Raw genomic sequence first — 24,976 nt, forward strand, 5'->3', positions numbered from 1 at the left:
CCCATTACTCAATCACCAAATGATATTCCGTTCGATTTGCAGCAGCCTCGTTATCTGCACTATCTGAACAACATGGAAGCTGCACAACAATGTGCAGCGAGCTTGAAAAGAGGCTCCGCTTTCTAACGGATATTGGCTTGGGATAGAGCGGTGGGCCGAGATACGGCTATCGATGAGGCCAGCCTCAACTCAGCGTAAACCCATACCCTCGGCAAGTTTGGCCCTGCTGACCGGAGCCCTCCCCGATAACCTATTTTTCAGCTGGCGGCTGCTGATCGGATTCGAGAGCGGGCGTAAAATGCGTGAGCGTCGGCCTGCCCGCAGCCTCGCCGCTAAAACGCGTAGCTGATCCGCGCACCCCAATGATTGAGGCCCTGATTGCGGCCACGCGAACGCAGTGCGGTGACTTCGTTCTCACTGCAGCGCCGATCGAAGACCTGATTGCCATTGGAGATGTGATTGAAAGTCCCTATGACGGACCAGTTTTGATTGATACGATAGCCTATCGACCCGCCAGCATTGAACAGCACATAGCAGCCGAGGGCCGCTTGTCTGTCGGTGCCGGCCAGCGAGCCGTCATGGATGGCAGCGCCGAAGAATCCTTCCACGAACCAACTCTTGTAGACCGGGATCGTCCAGAGCAGGCCGCCATACGCATGATTGGTGCGGCCCGAAAGGTTGACGAAGCCGCCGGCATGAACGCGAGGCACAAGAAAAGCCCAGAAGCCGTCCACCCCGTAAAGGCGCGGCGTGACGATCTCGGCGTTGAGGCTGATCGTACCTTGTTCGGCGCTGCCCGTTCCGTGGGCGAAGGCACCGAAACGAGCCTCGAAGCGGTCATAGGGAGCTGGCGCCAGACCTGAACTGAGGCCGACAGGCGGGGTCACCGCAAGATCGGCAGCCCGCGCCGGCAGTGCTGCCGCAAGACCACCAAGCACAAGCAAAAGGACATGGATCCTGCGAAAGTCACCAAGTCTCATTGAAAATACCTACTTTTAAAGACAGCAGGCTGCTCTTAGAATTTTGCAATGTCAAGGCTGGCGGCTTGGCCGACACCTCCATCCCCATACTTTGGTTCGCGCTCCGCAAGCCAGCGTCCGGCAGCTTTGCCGGCGCCAGCGATAGCGGCCCTCAGCCTCTCAGCTCGGCGTCAGGCCCAGGCCCGCGGTCAGTTCGGCCCAGATCGGCCCCTCCTCGACGATCCATTTCTTCAGCTGCTGGCGGCTGATCGGCTTTTCCTCAGCACCGACGATCAGGAACTTCTGCCAGGTCGCTTCATCGCGGCCGGACTCCACCATCAACTGCGAGTAGAGCTCGACAATATTCTCCGGCACGCCCGCCGGCGCCATCATGCAGGTATGTCCCATCAGCGACAGACCGCGCTCGGTCGCGCCGAGTTCGAGGAACGTCGGCACGTCGGGCAGCTTCAACAGCCGATTGCGGCCCTGGATCGCGATCGCCTTGCACTTGCCCATGTCGACCACGTTCTGCGCGCCGGCGCCGCCACCGATCGCGGCATGCACCGATCCGCCGGCGACATCGGCCCACATCGGCGCGCCACCGCGGTAATGCACGGTCGAGAACGTCAGGCCGTATTGCTTCTCGATCGCCGCGACGCCGATATGCGCCAGAGACCCCGCGCCATAGGTGCCGATGTTGGTCGGGTTCTTGCGCGCGAACGCGACGAACTCGTCGATGTTGGTGATGCCGGTCGAATTATGCACCACCAGCGCGAGACCTGCGACGGGGCACGCCCCGACCGGCTGGAAGTCCTTGGCATGATCGTAAGGCAGGCTCTTGTAGAGCACCTTCTGCGTCATCAGCGCCGATGACACGAGATACATCAGCGTGTAGCCGTCCGCCGGTGCGTTCTTCAGCTCGGTTGCCGCCATGACGCCGTTGGCACCGGATTTGTTGTCGGCCACCAGCGTCTGGCCGAGCTTCTTGGTCATGTATTCGAGAAAGACGCGGCAGACCTGGTCGGTGCCGCCGCCCGCGCCATCGCCGATGACGACGCGAACCGGCTTCGCCGGCCGCCAGTCCTGCGCGATCGCAGGTGCCGCGATGAGTGAGGCAGCGGCCGCTCCCGCACCTCGAACAAGGATCTGACGACGGGTCAAGCGGCGCGGCATGGTGATCTCCCTCTGATTTTGTTTTTGTCTTAGGCACAGCGTGCGCTTATTCGGCCGCTCCGGCAAGGCCGGTGGTTTCCGCGATCGATCGCAATGCAACCGTATCGTTCAGCAACCGTTTGCTCTGGTTGCGAGATCGGACACCGGCCCCTGCGCGCCGGCCGCCTTCCCCCTCCCGTCGCGTGCAACTTCGCGCTAATGTTTCGGTCCCGAACCAGACCACCAGGGAGTCTCGCCATGAAACGTCTCGTGATCGCCGCCATGCTCAGCGCCTTCGCCGCAGCGCCAGGTTATGCCCAGAGCTGTAAGGCTGTCAGCGCCGACGGCAAGGCGCTCGCTGGTGCCGCCAAGTCGAGCTACATGAAGAAGTGCTGCGAGGATTCCGCCAAGAGCGCAGACGGCAAGGCGCTCGCCGGTGCTGCGAAGAAGAGCTACGTCACCAAATGCATGAAGGGCTGAGGCCAAACGGCCGCAGCTTTCCTGTCGCAATAGCTTTCCTGTCGCAATACAAAAATCCGGCCGCCCGAGCGGCCGGCATGGCGGCTTTGTCGCAGCGGACGCTTGCATCCTCGGTCGTGCTCTCGCCGTGTAACGAACGCATCCTGCGGATCACCAAACTCAATCCCCGCCTGGCCGGCGGCGCCATAGCGTAAAAAAACAGGCGTTAACCATCGCGATTCCAAAACCTTTAATCAATTGCCCCGAATCTCCTCGCTCTGGGGTGTCGGGAGTTTGGTCATGCGTATGGATCTCGCCGTCAAAGGCTATCTCACCGCGGTCGTCGCGGGTTACGTCATTCTTTGTTCAACGCTGATCCTGTCGATCCTGCGCTGAGCGCAGAACCAGGCGCGATTGCGCGAAAGTCGCACTACGTCACCGCGCGCGTTGCGCTTTCTGCGGGTCCTCGGCCTCATCGCGACGGATGGTGTTGCGTTCGACCTGCAGACGATGCGACCCCTTAAGCTGGCCCGCGCGCATCGCACCATAGGTTAGCGCGCCGCCGAGCACGAACGCGCCGATGAACCACAGCCAGAGCTGCGTCGCGCTGGTCTGATAGAAATCCCACATACTCGTCTCCCGTTTTCAGTCTTAACGAGGCAACACGCGGCTGCGTTCCTCAGAACATGCGCTGCCCTGCGCCATCCTGGGGTCCCGCTGGAACTGGCGGGGCAACGGATCGTTGCCGGTATGAGCCGGAGCGAGGTACCGTCATGGCTGTGGTTGAGGAGATCAAGCGGGTTGCGGAACGGGTGACCGGCCGCGGCCGTCCGTCGCCTGATCAGCGGGCGGACAGTGTGCGTGCCCGAAAAGCCCATCTGTTCCGCTTCGAGGATGACGGTATTATCCCCAATCACCCGCGCTGGCCGCTGATCCTCTATCGCGGCGCCGTGCGGTTCGATGATGGGCTCGATCCGGCGGCGGTGCTGGAAGACCTGTTCGGCGCCAATGGCTGGGGCGATAGCTGGCGCAATGGCATCTACGACTACGTGCATTATCACGCGCGGATTCACGAGGTCCTTGGTATCGCCCGCGGCCGTGCAACCGTGCAGTTCGGCGGGCTGAAAGGCCGCAAGCTCACCCTCAAGGCCGGCGACGTCGCCATCCTGCCGGCTGGCACCGGACACCATTGCCTCGATGCCAGCAAAGATTTCCTGGTTGTTGGCGCCTACCCGCCGCAAGGCACCTACGACGAATGCACGCGTAGCGAAGACCATGCCCGCGCCAGCCGCACCATTCCGCGGGTGCCTCGTCCCCGGAAGGACCCGCTCTACGGCACGCAGGGGCCGCTGCTCACGGCCTGGCGCCGTCCACGCCGCGAGGCATGATCGTCCTGTCTATCCGCGTCAGACTTTAGCTGGATACCGGCGCAGACGCTCGCCGACGATGACCATCAGCCCAGCGGCGATGATCAGCGTTGCCCCATAGACCACACCGGAGCGCGGCACGTCGCTCCAGATCAGATAGCCGAGCGCGAACGCCCAGACCAATGCGGTGTACTCGAAGGGCGCCAACACCGAGGCCGGCGCACGCTTCATTCCCTCGATCAGCAGGAACTGCGCCCCGCCGCCGATCACGCCGACACCGATCAGCATCAAAAGGTCACCGAGGTCCGGCCTGCGCCACACCAGTGCTAGCGGGATGATCGTGATCACCAGGAAGAAGCTGTTGTTCAGCGTCATCTGCACCAGGCTCTGTTCGTGCAGCGCGATCTTGCGCAAGAGCACGATCGCCAGCGCCCAGGCAAATGCAGCAAACAGCACTAGCGCCACCGGCCACGATAGGCCGAGATTGGCCGGATCGCAGGCGATGAACACGCCGGCAAAGCCGGTCAGCACGGCGATCCAGCCCACGAGCGACACCTGCTCGCCCAGCACAACGATCGCCAGCACCGTGACGATGATCGGCGCGGCAAAGTAGATCGTCGTCAGTTCGGCGAGCTGGAGCTCGCGGGCGGCGGTGTAGAAGCAGAACCACGCCGCCGCCAAAAGAAACGAGCGCAGGAACATCGGCTTGACCACCGGCGAGCGGATCGTCTTGCGGATCAGTCCGCGGCCGCCGAAAGCGAGGCAACCTGCCAGGATCGTCAGGCTACGGACGAACAGGATCTGCCAGACCGCGAACGAGGCCACGAGCCATTTCACCGCCGCGTCGTGCAGGGTGAACAGGAAATATGCCGCCGTGGTCACGGCGATCCCCGTGAAGACCAGCGCGCGCGGATCGGCCACTTGGTTGTTGTTATTGTTAGGCATATCCGATGTCGCACAGCGCAGGCCTTGCGGAGGGAATCGCCCGCGCCCTGCCCGCCGATCTATACCTGTGCTTTGCCATCACAGCCCAGCGGCAAATGCCCACGGTTTACAAAAAGCCGCATGGGTCTACAAACATCCGGACAAGACGAGTGATGCAATGCAAAACGGGCTGTATTCGATCCATGTAGATCTGCTCGATGGCCGCTCCGGCCGCGGCAGCGGTGTGCTGGTATTCCACGATGGCCAGATTCTTGGCGGCGACGCCTACCTGTTCTATACCGGCACCTACAGCCTGCATCCGGCCAACGGCACCTTTCGCGGCGAGGTGATCGTTGATCAGCACACTCCGAGTCCGGACGTCAATCCGCTGTTCGGTGGCGGTGGCGTGAGCATCGGCATCTCCGGCAGCTACACCGAGACCGCGGCGACCATGAACGGCGTTGCCCTGGTCGGCAAGCAGAGCCTGATGTTTAAGGCGACGCTGCGCCAGCTCGTTCGCGCCGAGGCGTAGTGCGCAATCTGCGGCCCTAGTGGTTCGATTTCAACATTTGCATCCCGCTGCGGCCACAATGTTTGCAAATGTTGGAATCAAAGAACCACTAACAAACATAAGAGCTTAGTGGAGCTTTGGATTTGACATTCCCATGGCGCATCCGCGGTTAGGTGGGATGCGAATGTCAAATCCGATCCACTGGATCGTCGCGTGGAGATTCTGTGCTGTCGCTTGAGGTCATCGTCCCAGTGCTGATGAGTTGCGCCCTACTCTGGTGGGTCAGCCGCGGCATGAGCTGGAGCATCCGCCTGATCGTGGTGGCGGTGACGCTTGCTGTGATCATCGTGCTCGTTGCCGTCGAGCAGGCCGGCTACTGGCCGGAGCAGTGGCGCCGCTAGATTCATCTGTTCCTACCCGTCTTCGCGGCGACGCAGGACAAAATCCGCGCGTGCGTGATCTCGGTCACGGACCTGGTTGGGCTGGCCGACCAAAACTTCCGGATATCCACCCTGATCATCGGGAGACGCATCGTGGTGCAGAGCGGAAACAGGAGCCGTGATCCACAAGCTCAATCAGGACACGCTGCATGGCGTGTCCCATTCGCCGTTGCCGCATTGACGCTGGCGATGCTGAGCGCGGGCCTGGCTATGGCCGCGAATACGCCTGGTACGCCCGCTCAACGGCGCGCCTGCACCCCCGACGTCTACCGCCTGTGCGCCGGGGAAATCCCAAGCGTGCCGAAGATCACCGCCTGCCTGCGCCGCAACAGGGCCAATCTGAGCGCGGCCTGCCGCGCGGTGTTCGAACAGTAGCCGCGCCGCTCCGTTCGTTTGGTTATGACACCGGTCATGAAGTGGCCGGTTTCCCGGTTGTCCGTTGGTCCGACCGTGCCAGGATTTCCCTGCGTCAAACACGGGAAGCCGCGGACACAAGGTCCCGCGGCTTCCCTTCGCGTAACTCTAGTAAAACAGGACGCAGCCGGCGCCGCATCAGCGATGCCGCGCCCGCCTGCGCTTGCCGTGTCGTCCACCACCAGTGTTGATCATGCTCATCATCTGCGGCAGCATCGCCATCATCCCGCTCCCGCCTAGCATGCCCATGATGTTGCCGCCACCGCCGGTGAAACCGATATCGCCGCCCATACCGTCGGTGCCGAAGCCACCATCGCCAAAACCTCCGCCAGGTCCACCACCAAGTCCGCCCAAGCCTCCACCGAACCCTCCGCCGCCTTCCATCATCTTGCTCATTATCGGGCCCGCGGTCTGCATCAGCATGGCGAAGCGCTTCTTGCCCATTTTCGCCTTCATCATCTCCAGCATCGGCGCAAACTGTGTCATCATATTCTCGCCCCCAGCACCGCCGCCGAACTGCGCCTTCGCCTGCGCAGTTGTCATTGCAAGCAACAGCACCACCGCCGCCACCTGGCCCGTTGCCTTGATCGTGCCGCTCATCGTCGTTCTCCTGTTGCTGCGTTGCTCCGCAAATCGCGGCGCATCATCGGACGCATAGCGAGAACGCTAATGGCGGCTATGTCCGGAAACTGTGCGAGAGATCACATCGCTTGTGGCTCAGGCTCGCTTGCCCTCGCAAGCTTGTCGCGGCCTGGGCCATGCGCTACCTCCGGCGGCAATCGGCGAGAGAAGGAAGGAACCATGCTGAGCGGCGAGGCTCTCAATCTGGCGTTCACCCTCCGCGACGCAGTGGGACCGCTGGTGCAGGGCGATGGCCCGGCTGCAAGCGCCGTCAAAGCCGCCTCGGGGTTAAGCGATGCCGCGTTCGACGCAGCCGTTGCCGAGCTCGAATCCGTCGGCTTCGCCCAGCGGTTCCTGGATGATCAGACCGAACCACGGTTGATCGTGCAGGCGCCGCTGCAAATCTATCTCGATGACCTGGAGAATCAGGGAAGCGACGAGCTGTAACGGGAACGCGACGGCCCCCGGTGGCCCTGCCGTAACGATGCAGCCGTAAGGTCCAGCGCGGGTGCATTGCACCAGTGATCTCGGCCGTTGCCCCTGTTTGGCCCTGCCCGGCCAAAGGCCCCGCATCACTCTCTTGATTAAACCGTTGGACTGGCTGCGGCTTTAGCCGGTCGCGGGCACGGCTGGCAGCCCGCCCCGCTTGGGTCGCCCGGCACGCGGATTCTGCGAAAATGACGCACGCGACATTTTTACTGCTGGGGGTGCTTGCAAATCCTCAGGCGAGAGATTGTAATCATTCAAAGTGGCACCTTGCGCGAATGATAACGCAATCATCCAGGGCCACAGAAGCGGATGATTGCCAAGCGGAGCAAACGCCATGCATGGCAACATCAAGCCGCTCGAGGCCGCGCGTGAGCGCGCCTATTCGATGCCCCTCGAGGACATCGACGTCGGCAATCCCGATCTGTTCGTGAATTACGAGTTCTGGCCCTATTTCGAGCGCCTGCGCAAGGAAGCGCCGGTCCACTACTGCAAGAACGGCATGTTCGGTCCGTACTGGTCGGTGACCAAGTACAACGACATCATGGAAGTGGAAACCAACCATCAGTCGTTCTCCTCGGCAGCTGATCTCGGCGGCATCACCATCCGCGACGTGCCGATGGAGTATCGGCGCGAGAGTTTCATCGCCATGGACCAGCCGCGGCATGGACCGCAGCGCAAGACCGTGGCGCCGATGTTCACGCCGACGCATCTCGACAACCTCGCCATCGCCATCCGCGAGCGCTCGGCCTCCTGCCTCGACAACCTGCCGATCGGCGAGACCTTCGACTGGGTCGATCGCGTGTCGGTTGAGTTAACGACGCAGATGCTGGCAGTGCTGTTCGATTTCCCGTGGGAGGAACGGCGTAAGCTCACCCACTGGTCGGACGTGTCGACCACCATTCCGGCTCCCGGTCAGCTGGTGGAGACCGAAGAGGAGCGGCAGAAAATCCTGCTCGAATGCGCGAGCTACTTTGGCAAGATGTGGAACGAGCGCGCCAAGCAGCCGCTGAAGAGCGATCTTCTGTCGATGATGGCCCACAACGACGCCACGCGGAACATGGATCCGAACAATTTCCTCGGCAATCTCGTGCTGCTGATCGTCGGCGGTAACGACACCACGCGCAACACACTGTCCGGCAGCATCATGGCGCTGCACGAGAATCCGGATCAGTACAAGAAGCTGCGTGAGAACCCGGCGCTGATCGAGAGCTTCGTGCCGGAGGTGATCCGCTGGCAAACGCCGCTCGCGCACATGCGCCGTACCGCCCTGCATGACGTGACGCTGGGCGGTCAGCAGATCAAGAAGGGCGACAAGGTGGTGATGTGGTACGTCTCGGGCAACCGCGACGGCGACGTGATCGAGAATCCCGACGCGTTCATCATCGACCGCAAGCGCCCGCGCACGCACCTGTCGTTCGGTTTCGGCATCCACCGCTGCGTCGGCATGCGCCTTGCGGAACTGCAGCTCAGGATCATCTGGGAGGAGATTCTCAAGCGCTTCTCGAAGATCGAAGTGGTCGGCGAGCCAGTCCGGCCGTATTCGAGCTTCGTCAAGGGTTACGATAAACTGCCGGTGCGGATCACCGCATAGGCGCAGGACGAACGATCAACGATACGATCCGGCGACCGTCGCCGGGTCGTATCGACCTCATGGCATCATGGACGCCAGAAGCCATTTGCCGGACACCAGTTTCGACACCAATAGCTTCGACACGGACACAGGAAACGACGCCATGCACGGGACTCTCGCAGCAGCAGTCAAACAAGCCGCGGCCGAGGAAGCGCGCCAGCGCGCTTATGCGCTGCCGCTGGACAAGATCGACGTCAGCGATCCGGAACTTTATCGCACCGACACGCACTGGCCGTACTTCGAGCGCCTGCGCAAGGAAGCGCCGATCCACTACTGCGCCGAGACCCGCGTCGGTGCCTACTGGTCGGTGACCAAGTACAACGACATCATGAGCGTCGACACCAACCACAGTGTCTTCTCCTCGGACATTCATCTCGGCGGCATCGGCATCCAGGACGTCAAGGTCGACTATCGCAAGGAAAGCTTCATTGCGATGGACAACCCCCGTCATGCCGATCAGCGCAAGACGGTGCAGCCGCTGTTCCTGCCGGAAAATCTCGACCAGCTCGCTCAGATCATTCGCACCCGCGCCTGCATGATCCTGGACGACCTGCCGCGCAACGAGACCTTCAACTGGGTCGACCGCGTATCGGTGGAGTTGACCACGCAGATGCTGGCGACGATCTTCGACTTCCCATTCGAGGAGCGCCGCAAGCTCACCCGCTGGTCGAATGTCGCCACCGCAGCACCTGGAAACCGCGAGATCATCGCCTCCGAGAAGGCTCGCGAAGCGGAGCTGCAGGAATGCCTCGCCTACTTCATGGAGCTCTGGAAGGAGCGCGCCAAGCAGCCGCAAAAGATCGACCTGCTGTCGATGATGGCCCACAGCGGAGCCACCAAGGATATGACGCCGGACAACCTGCTCGGCAATCTGATCCTGCTGATCGTCGGCGGCAACGACACCACGCGCAACTCGCTCTCCGGCAGCGTCTATGCGCTGAGCCAGTTCCCAGATCAGGACAAGAAGCTGCGCGAAAATCCGGCCCTGATCGACAGCTTCGTACCGGAGGTGATCCGCTGGCAGACCCCGCTTACCCATATGCGCCGGACGGCCCTGATGGATACCGAGCTCGGCGGCAAGACCATCAAGAAGGGCGAGAAAGTAGTGATGTGGTACGTCTCGGGCAACCGCGACGACGAGGTGATCGATCGCCCGAACGAGTTCATCATCGACCGCGCCCGTCCACGCAATCACCTGTCGTTCGGCTTCGGCGTCCACCGTTGCCTCGGTCTGCGATTGGCCGAGCTGCAGCTGCGCATCACCTGGGAGGAAATCCTGAAGCGCTTCCCCACCATCGAGGTGGTCGAGGAGCCGAAGCGGACCTACTCCAACTTCGTCAAAGGCTACGAGATCCTGCAGGTGCGTATTCCGGCATAACGCACCATCGCACGCATCGTATTCTTACAGCAGAAGGAAGGCTCGGCTGTCGCCGGGCCTTTTTCATGTTAGGCGTCGGCTGGTTGTCGTCGCTGGCGTGAGCGATCGCCGTCTGCTCATGCTGCTCACGGCATGGCTCTCGTTCCGTTTGACGACATGCCATGCGCCCGGGCGCGGGGCTTACGCCAAGCCGGCAATCCTCACCGCGCAGGCGATGAATTAGGTTGGCGGCGTCCGTACCAAAGCGGACGGAAACGCCGGAAGCCATGCAAAGAGAACAGCTCATCGCCGTTATCGTTGCGGTCGCGCTGTTCATGGAACAGATCGACTCGACGATCATCGCCACCGCCCTGCCCGCGATCGCGGCGGACCTCAACACCACGCCGCTGAAGTTGAACGTGGCGGTGACCGCCTATCTCTTGGCGCTGGCAATCTTCATCCCGGTCTCCGGCTGGTTTGCCGACCGCTTCGGCGCGCGCAACGTCTTCCGCGCCGCCATCATTGTATTCATGACTGGCTCGATCTGCTGCGCGCTGTCGAACTCGCTGCCGGCGTTCGTCGCCGCCCGCGTGCTGCAGGGCATGGGCGGCGCGATGATGACGCCGGTGGCGCGATTGATCATCCTACGCTCTGTGGACAAGAGCCGGCTGCTGAACGCCATGAGCTTCATGTCGATACCGGGCCTGGCCGGACCGCTGTTCGGCCCACCCCTCGGCGGCCTGATCGTCACGGTCGCGACCTGGCACTGGATATTCTTGGTCAACATCCCGATCGGCCTGCTCGGCATCGTCATGGTCACGAAGTACATCCCCGATATCAAAGTCGAGCGCGCCGAGCGCTTCGACATTGTCGGCATGCTCCTGATCGGTCTTGGCCTCGGCGGCCTCGCCTTCGGCCTGTCCTTGACCCGTAACGCCTCGGTGCCGCTGTTCGTCGATCTCGGGCTCGCCGTGTTCGGCGCCGTGATGATCGCGTTGTATGTGCTGCGGCTGCGACGGATTGACAATCCGGTGCTCGATCTCGGCCTATTAAAGCTGCGCTCGGTCGAGATCAGCGTGTTCGGCGGTTTCCTGTTCCGCACGAGCCTTGGCGCAATGCCGTTCCTGCTGCCGCTGCTATTCCAGCTCGGCTTCGGCATGTCACCGCTACAATCCGGCTTCCTGGTGATCTCGACCTCGATCGGCGTACTTTTGGTAAAGCCGTTCGCGCCGACGCTGCTGCGCGCCTTCGGCTTCCGCAACCTGTTCCTGATCAACGGACCGCTGGTGTCGCTGACCTTCGCCGCCTTCGCCCTGTTCTCGAAGGAGACGGCGCTATGGTTGATGGTACCGCTGTTGATCTTCAACGGCTTCATCCGCTCGCTGCAGTTCACCACCTTCAGCGCCATCACCTTCGCCGACGTGAGCGCTGCGAAGATGTCGCACGCGACCTCGCTGTTGGCGGTGTCGTCGCAGCTTGCGATCTCGACCGGCGTCGCCATCGGTGCGCTGGCGGTCGAACTGGCGATGCAGTGGCACGGACATACGTCACCGACGGCGGCCGACTTCCCTTACGCCTTCATCACCATCGCACTCGTCACTGCCTCGTCGTTCTTCGTCTGCCTGCGGCTGCCCGCCGATGCCGGCAGCGAGATCGCCAACCGCCCACCCAGACCGCAACCCGCTCCAGCTGCGACTGAAGAGACGCTGCGCCGCAAAGCAAGCTGAGCATTTGCTCGCGCAGCGACGCAGGATGGTGCATCAGCCAAGTCCGGACAAAACGATTTATCTTTGCCTCGAATTGGCAGCGCACCAGAAAGACAGGGACAACCTCAAAACCGGAACCCGCTTTCACGGTGCCATGGTACGGCAGTAACCCTTCGGCAGACCAACGTGCGACCAAGGATGCACCGTGTCGATCGAAGCATTTCTCAAGCAGCGGGCCGTCACTATCGCCGTGGGCGGGAGCTATACCCTGCCGAACTGGTACGATCCGCAAGGCAAGCCGCGCACGTTCGCCTGCCGGGCGACCCGCGTTTCGCCATTCCAGATGATGGTGGAGGTGCCGGTGGTCGGAAAGCTGGGGGATCGCCTCTCGTCATATTTCCGCGATTTCGGCAATCTCACCGGCTGCATCACCGACACCGCTGCGGGCAAATTCCTGCTCGAACTGGAGATGACGCGGGCGATGCGCGAGAAGCTCGCGAGCAAATTGACCTGGCTCGAGAAGAAGCAGAAGGACCCGAGCGTTCGCGACGTCAGGGGCGATCCGCGCATCATGCCGGAAAATCCGCATTCGATGCTGACGCTGGCTGACGGCAGCATTCAAAGCTGTTTCGTCATCGACATGTCGATGTCCGGAGTGGCGGTCTCGGCGAAGGTCCAGCCGCAGGTGGGAACGCCGCTGGCGATCGGCTGCTGTGTCGGCCGCGTCGTCAGGCTGCTGCCGGACGGATTCGCGGTCAAATTCGTCGAACCGCAGAACCGGACCCATCTTGAGCGGCTCGTCATCCGCTCCGCGCCGCCGCCCGCCGCGGGCAATCCCAAGCCCGCCGCAGGCGATATCAAGCCCGCCGCGGACGATACCAACAAGGCACCGCGCGACCGCGCGCGAGAGATCGTACTGCTTCCCGTGTGACGCGCTTGGCTGAGGCGATATGCGGCCACATCTGGCGGGCCGCATCGTATCTCCCAGGCGTCTAAATCCCCTCGAACAGCGCGGTCGAGAGATAGCGCTCGGCGAACGACGGCACGATCGCGACGATGGTCTTGCCCGCATTCTCAGGCCGCTTGGCGATCTCGATCGCCACCGCGATCGCAGCCCCCGAGGAGATACCGCCTGGAATGCCTTCCAGCCGCGCCAGTGCCCGCGAAGTTTCGATTGCAGTAGCGCCGTTGACGCGCATGATGTCGTCGATCACCGAACGGTCGAGGATCTCCGGCACGAAGCCCGCGCCGATGCCCTGGATCTTGTGCGGCGTATGCTGACCACCACCCAGCACCGGACTCTCCTCCGGCTCAACCGCGATCACCTTCAGCGACGGATTGCGCGGCTTCAGCACCTGGCCGACACCGGTGATGGTGCCGCCAGTGCCGACACCGGCAACGAAGAAGTCGATGTTGCCCTTGGTGTCGTTCCAGATTTCCTCCGCGGTGGTGCGGCGATGGACTTCCGGATTGGCAAGGTTCTTGAACTGCTGCGGGATCACCGAGTTCGGCGTGGTGCGGTTCAACTCCTCGGCGGTGGCGATGGCCCCCTTCATGCCTTGCGCGGCGGGCGTCAGCACCAGCTCGGCGCCGAGATAGGCGAGCATCTTGCGCCGCTCGATCGACATCGATTCCGGCATCACCAGCTTCAGCCGATAGCCCTTCGCCGCCGCCACGAAGGCAAGCGCGATGCCGGTGTTGCCGGAAGTCGGTTCGATCAGCACCGTATCGGGATTGATGATGCCCGCCTTCTCCATCGCCGCGATCATCGCCGAGCCGATGCGATCTTTCACACTGGCCGCCGGATTGAAGTATTCGAGCTTGGCCAGCACCGTGGCCTTGGCGCCATGCTGCTGCGGCAGCTTGTTGAGCCGCACCAGCGGCGTATCGCCGATTGCGTCAGCGATGCTGTCGTAGATACGTCCGCGCCCCGGTGTAGCGGCGGTATCGGCAGGCTTGGCTTGGACGGCTGGCGACGACATGGGACATGCTCCGGCTATTCGGCATTGTTTGGTTCAGCTGCTCGCGACCATAGCGCAGATGTCACTCGCGGTGCAGCAAGGCCGACGCAGAAAGTTTCGGCAAAAATTGGATCAATTGCAGCAAAGCGTTCTAAGCTGCTCTTCACTCCGATCCTGAACACATGCGTCCGGCGAAGGATGCTTGCTTGCAGCGCACAATCGCAGTTGCGCCTGCGCTGCAATCACAAACGTTCACCGCAACGTGAATCGCGCCGCGTCGCGAAAACCGAAAATCGTGAAATCAACGTATTTGTGTCGCGACATCGTCAAGCTAATTGTTGATACAGTGGCTGCGAGAGCACACAAGGCTCGAGAGCACACAAGGCTCAAGCATTCACAGGCAAAATCCAGAGGAGGTCACGATGCCAGCGATTGCTGAAGCTCTATCGTCCGACATCCCTCGTCCGGCTCCGCGCGCAAGCGATCGGCCGGTCTGCCCGATCTGCGCCGACTCGCTGATCGCTGCCGAAGGATCTGCATTCTCTGCCGAGGGTGAGCTGAGCTATCTCTGGAGCTGTGAGACCTGCGGCTACGGCTTCGTCACCCGGCATGCCGTCAAGCAGGCGTTCATCTGCAATTAAACCGCCTGCAACTGAACGGGCCTGTCTGTGATGGAACGTCTGCAGATTGTCTGCACCTGACGGTCTCCGCTCCCAACAACAAGCTTGCAACGCCATACGATATGATGGCGCGCGATGCTCTCACCGTGCGCCAAATGCGAAAGATCTGTCAGCGCGGCGCGATGTCGCCCTGCTCCCAGCCTGCGCGCGTTGCCGCCGCGAAGTCATCGAATCGACCTGCGGCAATCGCATCGCGCAGGCCCGCCATCAACTGTTGGTAATAGGCGATGTTGATCTCGGACAGCAGCATCGCGCCGAGCGCCTCGTTGGCCTTGACGAGATGATGCAGATAGGCGCGCGAATAGGTACGCGCCGCGGGCCACGGGCTCTCCTCATCCAGCGGCCGCGGATCGTCCGCATGGCGCGCGTTGCGCAAGTTGACCGAGCCGCGCCGCGTGAACGCCAGCCCGTGGCGGCCGTTGCGCGTCGGCATCACGCAGTCGAACATGTCGATGCCGCGTCGCACCGCTTCCAGAATATCCTCCGGCGTACCGACCCCCATCAAGTAGCGTGGGCGATCGGCCGGCAACAGCGGCGCCGTCTCCTCGATCATCGCCAGCATCACCGCCTGCGGCTCGCCGACCGCGAGCCCGCCGATGGCGTAGCCGTGGAAACCGATGCCGGTCAGTGCCTGTGCGCTCTGCTGCCGCAGCATCGGCACGTCACCACCCTGTACGATGCCGAACAGCATGTGGCCTGGCGGCGCATCCTCGAACGCACGTTTGCAGCGCTCGGCCCAGCGTAGCGAGAGCTGCATCGCCCGCTCGATCTCATCGCGGCTGGCCGGCAGCCGCACGCACTCGTCGAGCTGCATGACGATGTCAGCGCCGAGCAGCCGCTGCACCTCGATCGCCCGCTCCGGCGACAGCACCACGGTCGCGCCGTCGATGTGCGAGCGGAATGTCACCGCCTTCTCGGTTACCTTGCGCAGTTGCGCCAGTGACATCACCTGGAAGCCGCCGGAGTCCGTCAGCATCGGTCCGTTCCAGCCGGTGAAGGTTTGTAAGCCGCCCAGCGCCGCGATCCGCTCGGCGGTGGGGCGCAGCATCAGATGATAGGTGTTGCCGAGCACGATGTCGGCACCGGCCTCGCGCACGTCGCGCCAGTGCAGGCTCTTCATCGCTCCCGCGGTGCCGACCGGCATGAAGGCGGGCGTGCGCACCACGCCGTGCGGCGTCGTCAGCCGTCCGGTGCGGGCCTGGCCGTTGCTGGCCAACAGTTCGAAATGATTGGGTACAGTCATTCGTAAGGCTTGTCGTCTGTTTTAGACATGATCCGAGAACCGATCTTCACTATCGGGATCATGCCTCAGCCCGAAACAACAGGCTGGCATCGCCGTAAGAATAGAACCGGTAGCCGCTCGCGATCGCATGCGCGTAGGCGGCCTGCATGGTCTCGAGCCCGCTGAACGCCGATACCAGCATGAACAAGGTTGAGCGCGGCAGGTGGAAGTTGGTCATCATCAGATCGACGGCGCGGAAACGATATCCCGGCGTAATGAAGATCGCGGTCTCGCCGCTGAAGGGATGGATCGTGCCGTCCTCGTCCGCAGCACTTTCGAGCAGCCGCAGCGAGGTCGAGCCGACCGCGACGATGCGGCCGCCGTTGCGCTTCGCCGCGTTCAGCGCCTCAGCCGTCTCCATTGAGACGGTGCCCCACTCCGCATGCATGGTGTGGCCGGCGGTATCGTCGGCCTTCACCGGCAGGAACGTCCCCGCTCCCACATGCAGGGTGACGCGGCGGATCGCGACGCCCTTGGCGGTCAACGCCGCTTCTAGCTCCGGCGTGAAGTGCAGTCCGGCGGTCGGGGCTGCCACCGCGCCTTCCTCGCGCGCGAACATGGTCTGGTAGTCGGTGGCGTCCTGGTCGTCCGCCTCACGCTTGGAGGCGATGTAGGGCGGCAGCGGCGGCGCGCCCATCTCGGCGATCGCCTGATCCAGCACCGGCCCATGGAACGTGAAGGCCAGCGTCACCTCGCCCGCCTCGCCCTTCGCCTCCACCGTGGCGTCGAGCTGGCCGAGGAAGCAGACCCGGCCTTCGGAACCGAAGCGAACCACATCGCCGACGGCTAGCCGCTTGGCGGGCTTGGCGAACGCCTGCCAGCGCGAGCCGTCGATGCGCTTGATCAGTGTTGCCTCGATCCGCGGCTCAGGCTCGCGGCCGATGCGGCGGCCGGACAGCTGCGCGGCGATGACCTTGGTGTCGTTGACGACGAGCTGATCGCCCGCGCGCAGGTAATCCGGCAGATCGCGGACGCTGCGATCGGCCAACCCCTCACCCGGCTTGACCACGAGCAGCCGTGCCGCATCGCGCGGGCTCGCCGGCCGCAACGCGATCCGGTCAGGCGGAAGCTCGAAATCGAACAGGTCGGTACGCATGGGCCTGTTTCCGCAGGGAGGATATCGCGTTAGCGCGATACCCTCATCCTGAGGAGGCCGCAATGCAGCCGTCTCGAAGGATGAGGCCTGCAATCGAGCCTCATCGTTCGCTACGCCTGCCTTGCAGGCTCCTCACCATGAGGAGCGTGGCACGGTCGATATCAGCTATCGAGCGCCATGTGCGCCTTGACGATCTTGTCCGGGTTCTGCACCGGCTCGCCGCGCTTGATCTTGTCGACGTTCTCCATGCCCTCGGTCACCTTACCCCAGACCGTGTACTGGCGGTCGAGGAAGCGGGCGTCGTCGAAGCAGATGAAGAACTGGCTGTCGCCGGAGTTCGGGTCGGCAGCGCGGGCCATCGACACGGTGCCGCGCACATGCGGCTCGGCATTGAACTCGGCCTTGATCTTGTTGCCCGAGCCGCCGGTGCCGGTGCCGTGCGGACAGCCGGTCTGCGCCATGAAGCCGTCGATCACCCGGTGGAAGACGATACCGTCATAGAAGCCCTTCTTCACCAGCGCCTTGATCTGCGCGACGTGCAGCGGGGCGAGGTCGGGACGCATCTCGATCGTGACGTTGCCCTGCGTGGTCTCAAGGATCAGCGTGTTTTCGGTTGCCATTATGTGTTTCCTTGTCAGCGGGATGGGAAGCTAACGCACAAGCGATGCTTCGGGTCTCAGTTCTCGATGGTGGCCTTGCGCACGAAGTCCATGCGCGCGAAGTCCTTCGCCAGATAGGCATTGCCTTCCTGCTGCAGCCGGCCCTGGTCGGGACCACGGCCGCGCGGCGCACCCTCGCCGTATTCGGCGTTCAGCGCATCGACCACGTTCATGCCGGAGATCACCTGGCCGAATGGAGCGAAGCCCTGGCTGTCCAGGAAGGTGTTGTTGCCGAAATTGATGAACACCTGGGTCGTGCGGGTGTTCGGGCCGGCGGTGGCGAAGGTGATGTAGCCGCGCTTGTTGCTCTGGCGGACCGGATCGTCGGGGATGCGCGCTTCGCGCCATGGCGCCGACAGCTTCGGATCGCCGGAGATCCCGAACTGCACCATGAAGCCGGTGACGACGCGGAAGAAGCGGACGTTATCGTAGAAGCCGTTCTTGACCAGATTATAGAACCGGTCGGCCCCATTCGGCGCCCAGTCGCGGTTCACCTGGATGACGAACGGACCCTTGCTGGTGTCAAACTTCACCTTGTAGGCGGCTGGTGCCTTTTCGGTCAGCGCGGCCGGGTTGGCGAGGCTGGCGCTCTGGCTGAAGGCCGGCGCCGCGATGATCGACACGGCGACAGCGACGGCCGCGCCGAGCAGCGACTTGCGAAGGGTCATGGACATTCCTTGCGTTCGTTCGAAGTGAAACGGATCAGATGGGGTGTCCCGCCCGGAAAGAAAGACGGGAGATGGCCGAAAATGCAGGACAGCCTAAGCGTTAGAGCTAACCCTTGAGCTTTTCCTTGAGGCTTTTGGCCACCGATGGCGGCACGAACGCCTCGACGTTCCCGCCCATGCCTGCGATCTGCCTGATCAGTGTGGCGGTGATCGGGCGCACGGCGACGGAAGCCGGCGTGAACACGGTATGGATGTCGGGCGCCATCTGCTCATTCATGCCGGCGATCTGCATCTCATAATCGAGGTCAGTGCCATCACGCAGGCCTCGGATCATGATGGTGGCGCCGACGGCCTGGGCGGCGGTCACGGTCAGGTTGTCGTAGGTCGAGCAATCGAAGCCGCAGCCCGCCGCCTTGGCGATCGGTTCGCACACCTCGCGCACCATGGCGAGGCGCTCTTCGGTGGTGAACAGCGGCTTCTTGCCGGGATGGATGCCGATCGAGACGATCAGCTTGTCGCAAAGATGGACCGCATGGCGCACGACGTCGAGGTGGCCGTTGGTGACCGGATCGAACGAGCCGGGATAGATGGCGATACGGGGCATGGACGGCGATCAATCCGTTGGCGTGAAGGGGATTCTCAGCAGCGGGACGTCCGGTCTAACCCGCCAGCCGGAGGCTCGCAAGCGCAGCCGGTTCCGCCGCAAGTGCATCCCCGCGGGAGCGTTTCCTTGCAGACCGAAGCCGCCGGAAGATCCGGCGCGCAACCGCTCCGGGGCAACAGTTTGTTGAAATCATTACCCTTTTCACCTCGTGTTTCATCCTCCTGCAGCGACGAAACACTTTGCCGGTGCGACGAAACCGTTTTCCGCCTGCGACGCAGACATCCTGAAACCGGGTGCGGTTACACCTGTCTCCAACAACGGCGCAAACAGACGGGCCAACGAGCCCAGACGTCACAGGGGACCACCATGATCAAGGCTCTTTCCGCGATTGCCATTGCGGCCTTCATCGCAGCCGCCCTCACCGTTCTTCCCGGATTTGCCCCGCAGGTCGAAGCCGGCGTCAGCACGCCCGCCCTGCCGAAGGCCGATCGCCTCGACTATCGCCCGGTCGGCAAGGATTGTTCGCAGCAGGCGTGGCCCAATTTCGAACCGTCCTGCCTGCGCAGTGCTGGCACGAAGATCGCACCTGAAACCGTACGCATTGTGCCGGTCGTGCAGCGCTGACCGCAGCGCTTATTCTTTCTCCATTCCTCCCAGACTTGGCGGCCGTCTCGGCCGCCATTTTTTTGGCTGGCATGGCGTACATGGTTGGCGGAACGACGGACAACGCCGATGCATTCTCTGTGTCGGATGTCCTAATTTGGTTTGAAGCGCGAGGAAGAGGATAAGCAATGGCCCCTGCCAAGACCACGATTGCCAAGAACACGATCTGCCTGTGGTACGACAAGGATGCCGAGGCGGCAGCCCACTTCTACGCCGGGATATTTCCGAACAGTTCCGTCGGAGCAGTCAATCGCGCGCCCGGCGATTACCCATCGGGCAAGGCGGGCGACGTCATCACCGTCGAATTCACGGTCGCCGGCATACCTTGTATCGGTCTCAATGGCGGGCCGACCTTCAAGCATAACGAGGCGTTCTCATTCCAGATTTCCACGGAGGACCAGGAGGAGACCGACCGCTACTGGAACGCCATCGTCGGCAATGGCGGCCAGGAGAGCGCGTGCGGCTGGTGCAAGGACAAATGGGGCATCTCCTGGCAGATCACGCCGCGTGTGCTGATCGAGGCACTGGCGGTCGGTGGCGACGAAGCCAAGCGCGCGTTCGCGGCGATGATGGAGATGAAGAAGATCGACGTCGCCAAGATCGAGGCCGCCCGGCGCGGCTGAGACTCCGAAACAAGACAAGACGCGAGAGATGCCGGTTCTGATTCCGTCAGAACCGGACATGCTCTGACAAGTCGCGGCGCGTGCCTCAAGTGACGCACGCCGCAATTGGCTTTAGCCGCCGTTGCCGTTCTCGCCTTCTTCGCCGATGTGCTCGACCGAGACGACGCGCTCGCCTTCGGCCGTGTCGAACACGATCACGCCCTGGGTCGAGCGTCCGGCGATGCGGATGCCATCCACCGGGCAACGGATCAGTTGTCCCGCGTCCGTCACCAGCATGATCTGGTCGCTCTCCTCCACCGGGAACGAGGCCACCAGCTTACCGTTACGGCCGTTCACCGACATCGCGACGATGCCTTTGCCGCCGCGGCCGGTGGTGCGGTACTCGAACGACGAGGTGCGCTTGCCGTAGCCGTTTTCGGAGATGGTCAGCACAAACTGCTCCACCGCCGACATCTCCACGTAGCGCTGCTCGCCGAGTTCGATCGCGCCGTTGGCCTCTTCCGGCTCGGCGCCCGCCTCCTCCTCGGAGCCGCGGCGCACCGCATTGGCGCGGCGCAGGTAGGCTGCGCGTTCTTCGGCGGTCACTTCGCTATGGTGCAGGATCGACAGCGAGATCACCTTGTCGCCGTCGGCGAGCGCGATGCCGCGCACGCCCATCGACGTGCGCCCTGAGAACACGCGTACGTCCGTCACCGGGAAGCGGATGCACTGGCCACCAGCGGCGGTCAGCAGCACATCGTCATGTTCAGTGCAGATCTGTACATCGACGATCGCCTCGCCCTCGCCGAGCTTCATGGCGATGATGCCGGAGCGGCGCACGTCGGCGAAATCGGACAGCTTGTTGCGGCGGACAGTGCCGCCGGTGGTGGCGAACATCACGTCGAGATCGCCCCAGGTGCTCTCGTCCTCCGGCAGCGGCATGATGGTGGTGATGCGCTCGCCCTGCTCCAGCGGCAGGATGTTGATCATCGCCTTGCCGCGCGCGTTGGCGGCCCCCATCGGCAATCGCCAGACCTTTTCCTTGTAGACCTGGCCGCGCGAGGAGAAGAACAGCACCGGCGTATGCGTGGAGGCGATAAACAGGCGGCTGACGAAATCCTCCTCGCGGGTCTGCATGCCGGAGCGGCCCTTGCCGCCGCGCTTCTGCGCCCGATAGGTGGAGAGCGGCACGCGCTTGACGTAGCCCGCATGCGAGACGGTGACGACCATGTCCTCGCGCTGGATCAGGTCTTCGTCCTCGACCTCGCCCTCCTGCTCGACGATCTGCGTCTTGCGTGGGGTGGCGAACTCCGCCTTCACCGCCTTCAATTCGTCCTTGACGATGCCCTGCACCCGCGCCCGCGAACGCAGGATGTCGAGATAATCGGCGATCTCGGTGGCGAGCTTGTCGAGTTCGTCGGAGATCTCGTCGCGACCCAATGCTGTGAGCCGCTGCAAGCGCAGGTCGAGGATCGCCTTGGCCTGCTCGAACGACAGCCGCGCCGTGCCGTCGGCGGCGAGTTTGTGGCGCGGATCGTCGATCAGCGTGATCATGGTGGCGACGTCCTGCGCCGGCCAGTCGCGCGCCATCAGCGTTTCGCGCGCGGTGTTCGGGTCCGGCGAGGTGCGGATGACGCGGATCACCTCGTCGATGTTGGCGACCGCAATGGCGAGACCCACCAGGATGTGCGCACGATCGCGCGCCTTGGCGAGCAGGAACTTGGTCCGCCGCGTCACCACCTGTTCGCGGAAGGCGATGAAGATGCTCAGCAGGTCCTTCAGGTTCATCACCTGCGGCCGGCCCGCGTCCAGCGCCACCATGTTGGCGCCGAAGCTCGTCTGCAACGGCGTGAAGCGGTAGAGCTGGTTGACCACCACGTCGGCCACCGCGTCGCGCTTCAACTCGACCACCACGCGATAACCATCGCGGTCGGACTCGTCGCGCAGGTCGGCAATACCCTCGATCTTTTTCTCGCGCACCAGTTCGGCGATGCGCTCGACCATCGAGGCCTTGTTCACCTGATAGGGAATTTCCGAGACGATGATCGCTTGGCGATCCTTGCGAACTTCCTCGATCTCGATCTTGCCGCGCATGACGATCGAGCCGCGGCCGAGGTGATAGGCCGAACGGATGCCCTGGCGGCCGAGAATGACGCCTCCGGTTGGGAAATCCGGTCCGGGAATGATCTGCATCAGATCATCGATGCCGAGCGCCGGATTGTCGATCAGCGCGATGCAGGCGTCGATGGTCTCGCCGAGATTGTGCGGCGGAATGTTGGTGGCCATGCCGACGGCGATGCCGCCGGCACCGTTGACCAGGAGGTTCGGAAACTTCGCCGGCAGCACGCTCGGCTCGCGCTCGGAGCCGTCGTAGTTCGGCTGGAAATCGACCGTGTCCTTGTCGATGTCGTCAAGCAGCGTCTGCGCCACCTTGGTCAGACGCGATTCCGTGTAACGCATCGCCGCCGGCGGGTCGCCGTCCACCGAACCGAAGTTGCCCTGCCCGTCGATCAGCGGCACCCGCATCGAGAAGTCTTGCGCCATGCGCACCAGCGCGTCGTACACTGACTGGTCGCCGTGCGGATGATACTTACCGATCACGTCGCCCACGGTGCGCGCCGACTTGCGGTACGGCTTGTTCCACTCGAAGCCATTCTCCTGCATGGCGAACAGGATGCGCCGGTGCACGGGCTTCAGGCCGTCGCGCGCATCGGGCAGCGCACGCGAGACGATCACGCTCATGGCGTAATCGAGGTACGAGCGCTTCATCTCGTCGAGGATGGAAACGGGACGAATGTCGGAGGGCGCGGACGGCTCCCCCGGCTTCATGTCATCGGTATCGGACAAGTTAGAATCCAGGCTGGTTTAGCTAGGAATCATATAGCCCATCGATGCTGTAAAACCAAATCCCACGGGCCCAAAACGAGCCTTTTTCCGGTTGTTTTTCCAATCACTTAGAAGGACAGCATGCGGGCTTCGGCTCAGTTCCCGAAGGCCACCGCATGCATGATGCGACCTGGGACAAAGGTAAACAGGCCAGCGACCACGAGTCCGCCCGCGAACATGCCGATCACCGTCATCGCATGTCCCCGCACCCGCCCCTTGCGCGCGTAATAGATTGCCAGCGGAACCATCAGCAGCACCCAGATCGACAGCAGGTGGATCGGGCTCCAGGGCCCCAGCAGGCGGATCTCGCTGATCCAGAACGAACTGACCGCCACGATCAGCATCAGCGCCATCCAGAGGAAGCCCAGCGTCCGGTGCGGCAGGGTCCCCTTCGGGCCGACGAACTGCACCAGCCCGATCACGAAAGCCGCCATCGCCGCGAAGGCATGGAGCTGGATCGGCAGCGCGGCATTCAGCAGTGGCGCGAGGCTCATGGCGTCTCTTTTTTCCGGCAGCGGTTGGGCATCGGCGGGCCGCGCATCCGCCGCCTGCGGTCATCAATCCGGCAAATCTTTTCGTTGTCAAGATTAGATCGAGGGCAGCACCAACAATCACCGACGCGATGGCGTTCGAGGCCTTGTGGCTGGTGCCTCGATTGTGATTAGCCGCCCGGCGGGCCATCGCCGTATCACGGGCACCGATCCACCCTTTCCGCTTCGTCCGCAGAGGACCGGACGCCGGCCAATGCGCGCATGAAAGCTTCGTCGAGGACTCTCCGCCATGCATACCCATTCGATTGCGCCCTGGCAGCACCACCACACCTTCCTCGGCGAGCGGCACACGCGCAACGAGACCCGCACCTGGATCGTCGTCTCGATCACGGTGGCGATGATGATCGCCGAGATCGTCGGCGGCAGCCTGTCAGGTTCGATGGCGCTGGTCGCCGACGGCTGGCACATGGCGACCCACGCGGCGGCGCTGGCGATCGCCGGCTTCGCCTATCGCTTCGCGCGGCGGCACGCGCACGATGCGCGCTTCTCGTTCGGCACCGGCAAGATGGGCGAACTCGCCGGCTTCACCAGCGCGGTGGTGCTGGCGGTAATCGCCGTGTTCATCGGCATCGAGTCGATCGGCCGGCTGGTCGCGCCGGTGGCGATCCGCTTCGACGAGGCGATCGCGATCGCCTCGCTCGGGCTCGGCGTCAACCTGCTGTGCGCGTGGCTGCTGCGGGACGACGACCACCACGGCGATCATCACCATCATGGCCATCATCATACAAGCCATGAACACGCCCAGCCGCACGATCACAGCCATCATCACGGCCACGATCACCACGCCGCGCACCCGCACGGCCACGCGCCAGCGCCCATCCAGCACGACCACAACCTGCGCGCCGCCTACGTGCATGTGCTGGCGGATGCGCTGACCTCGATCCTGGCGATCGTCGCGCTGCTGACGGCCCGCTTCTATGGCTGGCTGTGGATGGATGCGGCCGTCGGCCTGGTCGGCGCGTGCGTGATCGCGGCGTGGGCGCTGAGCCTCGTGCGCGCGTCGGGCGCGGTGCTGCTGGATATGGTGCCGGACCGCGCCCTGCACGCGGAGATCCGCAAGCGGCTCGAGATCGGCGGCGATCGGGTCAGCGACCTGCACCTCTGGCGCGTCGGTCCCGGACACACCGCCATGATCGCCGCGCTCGTCTCCGACGATCCGCAAGAGCCCGCTCTTTACAAGACTCGGCTGCAGGGTGTGCGCGGACTCTCCCACATCACCATCGAGGTTACCGCCTGCAGCGATCACCATCCGCTGTCCGCCGCGGCCTGAGCAGCACGCGCGGCATCGATCAAAT

At 63.2% G+C, this 24,976-nt stretch carries 27 protein-coding genes; 14 read left to right on the top strand and 13 right to left on the bottom strand.

Going from position 1 to position 24,976, the window contains the following annotated elements:
• Positions 1–332 precede the first annotated feature (332 nt).
• Together X566_RS24095 and X566_RS20175 are read right to left on the bottom strand one after the other, a co-directional pair.
• Positions 333–938, bottom strand: a complete 606-nt coding sequence (locus tag X566_RS24095; protein WP_244434874.1) for an acyloxyacyl hydrolase — start codon at positions 936–938, stop codon at positions 333–335.
• Positions 939–1,139: 201 nt separating this feature from the next.
• A complete protein-coding gene (locus X566_RS20175; protein ID WP_051444387.1) occupies positions 1,140–2,132 on the bottom strand; it encodes a tripartite tricarboxylate transporter substrate binding protein in 993 nt (330 codons plus the stop codon).
• 237 nt (positions 2,133–2,369) lie between these two features.
• Here X566_RS20175 and X566_RS20180 point away from each other — a divergent pair, with 237 nt between their 5' ends.
• A complete protein-coding gene (locus X566_RS20180; RefSeq protein ID WP_034470960.1) occupies positions 2,370–2,591 on the top strand; it encodes a hypothetical protein in 222 nt (73 codons plus the stop codon).
• A gap of 414 nt (positions 2,592–3,005) precedes the next feature.
• On the opposite strand, the gene X566_RS20185 is transcribed toward X566_RS20180, so the two are convergent.
• Positions 3,006–3,200, bottom strand: coding sequence for a hypothetical protein (locus X566_RS20185; RefSeq protein WP_034470962.1), 195 nt, complete (start codon positions 3,198–3,200; stop codon positions 3,006–3,008).
• A gap of 143 nt (positions 3,201–3,343) precedes the next feature.
• On the opposite strand from X566_RS20185, the gene X566_RS20190 reads away from it, so the two are divergent.
• Positions 3,344–3,958, top strand: coding sequence for a cupin (locus X566_RS20190; protein ID WP_034470965.1), 615 nt, complete (start codon positions 3,344–3,346; stop codon positions 3,956–3,958).
• 18 nt (positions 3,959–3,976) lie between these two features.
• Here X566_RS20190 and X566_RS20195 read toward each other — a convergent pair whose 3' ends face one another.
• On the bottom strand, positions 3,977–4,882 hold the full coding sequence (locus X566_RS20195; RefSeq protein WP_034470968.1) for a DMT family transporter: 906 nt from the start codon (positions 4,880–4,882) through the stop codon (positions 3,977–3,979).
• 157 nt (positions 4,883–5,039) lie between these two features.
• Between X566_RS20195 and X566_RS20200 the strand changes: the two genes are divergently transcribed.
• The 3 genes from X566_RS20200 (at position 5,040) to X566_RS24100 (ending at position 6,187) form a co-directional block, all read left to right on the top strand.
• On the top strand, positions 5,040–5,393 hold the full coding sequence (locus X566_RS20200; RefSeq protein WP_034470970.1) for a GrlR family regulatory protein: 354 nt from the start codon (positions 5,040–5,042) through the stop codon (positions 5,391–5,393).
• Positions 5,394–5,596: 203 nt separating this feature from the next.
• Complete coding sequence (locus tag X566_RS25090; RefSeq protein WP_160170503.1) at positions 5,597–5,773, top strand: hypothetical protein; 177 nt, start codon at positions 5,597–5,599, stop codon at positions 5,771–5,773.
• 228 nt (positions 5,774–6,001) lie between these two features.
• Positions 6,002–6,187 carry a hypothetical protein gene (locus X566_RS24100; RefSeq protein ID WP_152540045.1) on the top strand — a complete coding sequence of 62 codons (186 nt, stop codon included), beginning with the start codon at positions 6,002–6,004 and terminating at the stop codon, positions 6,185–6,187.
• Between the two features lie 177 nt (positions 6,188–6,364).
• Here the strand turns inward: X566_RS24100 and X566_RS20210 are convergent, their stop codons facing one another.
• The gene (locus X566_RS20210) at positions 6,365–6,826 is read right to left on the bottom strand and encodes a hypothetical protein (RefSeq protein ID WP_034470974.1); all 462 of its coding nucleotides are present in this window, start codon (positions 6,824–6,826) and stop codon (positions 6,365–6,367) included.
• A 201-nt stretch (positions 6,827–7,027) separates the two neighbouring features.
• Between X566_RS20210 and X566_RS20215 the strand changes: the two genes are divergently transcribed.
• From X566_RS20215 to X566_RS20235, 5 genes are all read left to right on the top strand, one after another.
• Positions 7,028–7,294: a hypothetical protein gene (locus tag X566_RS20215; protein ID WP_034470976.1), complete on the top strand. Its 267-nt coding sequence runs from the start codon at positions 7,028–7,030 to the stop codon at positions 7,292–7,294.
• Between the two features lie 376 nt (positions 7,295–7,670).
• The gene (locus X566_RS20220; RefSeq protein WP_034470978.1) at positions 7,671–8,927 is read left to right on the top strand and encodes a cytochrome P450; all 1,257 of its coding nucleotides are present in this window, start codon (positions 7,671–7,673) and stop codon (positions 8,925–8,927) included.
• Positions 8,928–9,069: 142 nt separating this feature from the next.
• Positions 9,070–10,344 carry a cytochrome P450 gene (locus X566_RS20225; RefSeq protein WP_034472592.1) on the top strand — a complete coding sequence of 425 codons (1,275 nt, stop codon included), beginning with the start codon at positions 9,070–9,072 and terminating at the stop codon, positions 10,342–10,344.
• A 266-nt stretch (positions 10,345–10,610) separates the two neighbouring features.
• Entirely contained in the window at positions 10,611–12,050 is a 1,440-nt protein-coding gene (locus tag X566_RS20230) for a DHA2 family efflux MFS transporter permease subunit (protein ID WP_051444488.1), read from the top strand.
• Positions 12,051–12,234: 184 nt separating this feature from the next.
• Positions 12,235–12,960, top strand: a complete 726-nt coding sequence (locus X566_RS20235) for a PilZ domain-containing protein (protein WP_081740372.1) — start codon at positions 12,235–12,237, stop codon at positions 12,958–12,960.
• Between the two features lie 61 nt (positions 12,961–13,021).
• Here X566_RS20235 and cysK read toward each other — a convergent pair whose 3' ends face one another.
• Positions 13,022–14,011, bottom strand: a complete 990-nt coding sequence (gene cysK, locus X566_RS20240; protein WP_034470979.1) for a cysteine synthase A — start codon at positions 14,009–14,011, stop codon at positions 13,022–13,024.
• Positions 14,012–14,412: 401 nt separating this feature from the next.
• Here cysK and X566_RS20245 point away from each other — a divergent pair, with 401 nt between their 5' ends.
• On the top strand, positions 14,413–14,631 hold the full coding sequence (locus X566_RS20245; protein WP_034470983.1) for a hypothetical protein: 219 nt from the start codon (positions 14,413–14,415) through the stop codon (positions 14,629–14,631).
• Positions 14,632–14,779: 148 nt separating this feature from the next.
• Here X566_RS20245 and tgt read toward each other — a convergent pair whose 3' ends face one another.
• From tgt to coaD, 5 genes are all read right to left on the bottom strand, one after another.
• The gene (gene tgt / locus X566_RS20250) at positions 14,780–15,913 is read right to left on the bottom strand and encodes a tRNA guanosine(34) transglycosylase Tgt (protein WP_034470985.1); all 1,134 of its coding nucleotides are present in this window, start codon (positions 15,911–15,913) and stop codon (positions 14,780–14,782) included.
• Between the two features lie 58 nt (positions 15,914–15,971).
• Positions 15,972–17,048 (bottom strand): tRNA preQ1(34) S-adenosylmethionine ribosyltransferase-isomerase QueA, encoded by a 1,077-nt coding sequence (gene queA, locus X566_RS20255; protein WP_034470987.1) that lies wholly within the window; start codon positions 17,046–17,048, stop codon positions 15,972–15,974.
• A gap of 161 nt (positions 17,049–17,209) precedes the next feature.
• Entirely contained in the window at positions 17,210–17,671 is a 462-nt protein-coding gene (locus X566_RS20260) for a peptidylprolyl isomerase (RefSeq protein WP_152540000.1), read from the bottom strand.
• Between the two features lie 53 nt (positions 17,672–17,724).
• Entirely contained in the window at positions 17,725–18,375 is a 651-nt protein-coding gene (locus X566_RS20265; RefSeq protein WP_034472600.1) for a peptidylprolyl isomerase, read from the bottom strand.
• 106 nt (positions 18,376–18,481) lie between these two features.
• Positions 18,482–18,979, bottom strand: a complete 498-nt coding sequence (gene coaD, locus X566_RS20270; RefSeq protein ID WP_034470992.1) for a pantetheine-phosphate adenylyltransferase — start codon at positions 18,977–18,979, stop codon at positions 18,482–18,484.
• 366 nt (positions 18,980–19,345) lie between these two features.
• Here coaD and X566_RS20275 point away from each other — a divergent pair, with 366 nt between their 5' ends.
• Together X566_RS20275 and X566_RS20280 are read left to right on the top strand one after the other, a co-directional pair.
• A complete protein-coding gene (locus X566_RS20275; RefSeq protein ID WP_034470995.1) occupies positions 19,346–19,603 on the top strand; it encodes a hypothetical protein in 258 nt (85 codons plus the stop codon).
• Positions 19,604–19,791: 188 nt separating this feature from the next.
• Positions 19,792–20,265, top strand: coding sequence for a VOC family protein (locus X566_RS20280; RefSeq protein ID WP_173402605.1), 474 nt, complete (start codon positions 19,792–19,794; stop codon positions 20,263–20,265).
• A 111-nt stretch (positions 20,266–20,376) separates the two neighbouring features.
• On the opposite strand, the gene gyrA is transcribed toward X566_RS20280, so the two are convergent.
• Together gyrA and X566_RS20290 are read right to left on the bottom strand one after the other, a co-directional pair.
• Positions 20,377–23,073, bottom strand: coding sequence for a DNA gyrase subunit A (gene gyrA, locus X566_RS20285; protein ID WP_081740480.1), 2,697 nt, complete (start codon positions 23,071–23,073; stop codon positions 20,377–20,379).
• 152 nt (positions 23,074–23,225) lie between these two features.
• On the bottom strand, positions 23,226–23,624 hold the full coding sequence (locus tag X566_RS20290; protein WP_034471004.1) for a DUF2306 domain-containing protein: 399 nt from the start codon (positions 23,622–23,624) through the stop codon (positions 23,226–23,228).
• A gap of 286 nt (positions 23,625–23,910) precedes the next feature.
• Between X566_RS20290 and dmeF the strand changes: the two genes are divergently transcribed.
• The gene (gene dmeF, locus X566_RS20295) at positions 23,911–24,951 is read left to right on the top strand and encodes a CDF family Co(II)/Ni(II) efflux transporter DmeF (RefSeq protein WP_034471007.1); all 1,041 of its coding nucleotides are present in this window, start codon (positions 23,911–23,913) and stop codon (positions 24,949–24,951) included.
• The last annotated feature ends 25 nt before the right edge of the window (positions 24,952–24,976 follow it).

It is taken from the genome of Afipia sp. P52-10 (assembly GCF_000516555.1).
Taxonomy (GTDB): domain Bacteria; phylum Pseudomonadota; class Alphaproteobacteria; order Rhizobiales; family Xanthobacteraceae; genus P52-10.

What these genes read in the sequence shown, in the direction of transcription:
- X566_RS20175 (WP_051444387.1), bottom strand. Translation starts at nt 2,132, where the DNA reads ATGCCGCGCCGCTTGACCCGTCGTCAGATCCTTGTTCGAGGTGCGGGA.
- X566_RS20180 (WP_034470960.1), top strand. Translation starts at nt 2,370, where the DNA reads ATGAAACGTCTCGTGATCGCCGCCATGCTCAGCGCCTTCGCCGCAGCG.
- X566_RS20185 (WP_034470962.1), bottom strand. Translation starts at nt 3,200, where the DNA reads ATGTGGGATTTCTATCAGACCAGCGCGACGCAGCTCTGGCTGTGGTTC.
- X566_RS20190 (WP_034470965.1), top strand. Translation starts at nt 3,344, where the DNA reads ATGGCTGTGGTTGAGGAGATCAAGCGGGTTGCGGAACGGGTGACCGGC.
- X566_RS20195 (WP_034470968.1), bottom strand. Translation starts at nt 4,882, where the DNA reads ATGCCTAACAATAACAACAACCAAGTGGCCGATCCGCGCGCGCTGGTC.
- X566_RS20200 (WP_034470970.1), top strand. Translation starts at nt 5,040, where the DNA reads ATGCAAAACGGGCTGTATTCGATCCATGTAGATCTGCTCGATGGCCGC.
- X566_RS24100 (WP_152540045.1), top strand. Translation starts at nt 6,002, where the DNA reads ATGCTGAGCGCGGGCCTGGCTATGGCCGCGAATACGCCTGGTACGCCC.
- X566_RS20210 (WP_034470974.1), bottom strand. Translation starts at nt 6,826, where the DNA reads ATGAGCGGCACGATCAAGGCAACGGGCCAGGTGGCGGCGGTGGTGCTG.
- X566_RS20215 (WP_034470976.1), top strand. Translation starts at nt 7,028, where the DNA reads ATGCTGAGCGGCGAGGCTCTCAATCTGGCGTTCACCCTCCGCGACGCA.
- X566_RS20220 (WP_034470978.1), top strand. Translation starts at nt 7,671, where the DNA reads ATGCATGGCAACATCAAGCCGCTCGAGGCCGCGCGTGAGCGCGCCTAT.
- X566_RS20225 (WP_034472592.1), top strand. Translation starts at nt 9,070, where the DNA reads ATGCACGGGACTCTCGCAGCAGCAGTCAAACAAGCCGCGGCCGAGGAA.
- X566_RS20230 (WP_051444488.1), top strand. Translation starts at nt 10,611, where the DNA reads ATGCAAAGAGAACAGCTCATCGCCGTTATCGTTGCGGTCGCGCTGTTC.
- cysK (WP_034470979.1), bottom strand. Translation starts at nt 14,011, where the DNA reads ATGTCGTCGCCAGCCGTCCAAGCCAAGCCTGCCGATACCGCCGCTACA.
- X566_RS20245 (WP_034470983.1), top strand. Translation starts at nt 14,413, where the DNA reads ATGCCAGCGATTGCTGAAGCTCTATCGTCCGACATCCCTCGTCCGGCT.
- tgt (WP_034470985.1), bottom strand. Translation starts at nt 15,913, where the DNA reads ATGACTGTACCCAATCATTTCGAACTGTTGGCCAGCAACGGCCAGGCC.
- queA (WP_034470987.1), bottom strand. Translation starts at nt 17,048, where the DNA reads ATGCGTACCGACCTGTTCGATTTCGAGCTTCCGCCTGACCGGATCGCG.
- X566_RS20265 (WP_034472600.1), bottom strand. Translation starts at nt 18,375, where the DNA reads ATGACCCTTCGCAAGTCGCTGCTCGGCGCGGCCGTCGCTGTCGCCGTG.
- coaD (WP_034470992.1), bottom strand. Translation starts at nt 18,979, where the DNA reads ATGCCCCGTATCGCCATCTATCCCGGCTCGTTCGATCCGGTCACCAAC.
- X566_RS20275 (WP_034470995.1), top strand. Translation starts at nt 19,346, where the DNA reads ATGATCAAGGCTCTTTCCGCGATTGCCATTGCGGCCTTCATCGCAGCC.
- gyrA (WP_081740480.1), bottom strand. Translation starts at nt 23,073, where the DNA reads ATGAAGCCGGGGGAGCCGTCCGCGCCCTCCGACATTCGTCCCGTTTCC.
- X566_RS20290 (WP_034471004.1), bottom strand. Translation starts at nt 23,624, where the DNA reads ATGAGCCTCGCGCCACTGCTGAATGCCGCGCTGCCGATCCAGCTCCAT.
- dmeF (WP_034471007.1), top strand. Translation starts at nt 23,911, where the DNA reads ATGCATACCCATTCGATTGCGCCCTGGCAGCACCACCACACCTTCCTC.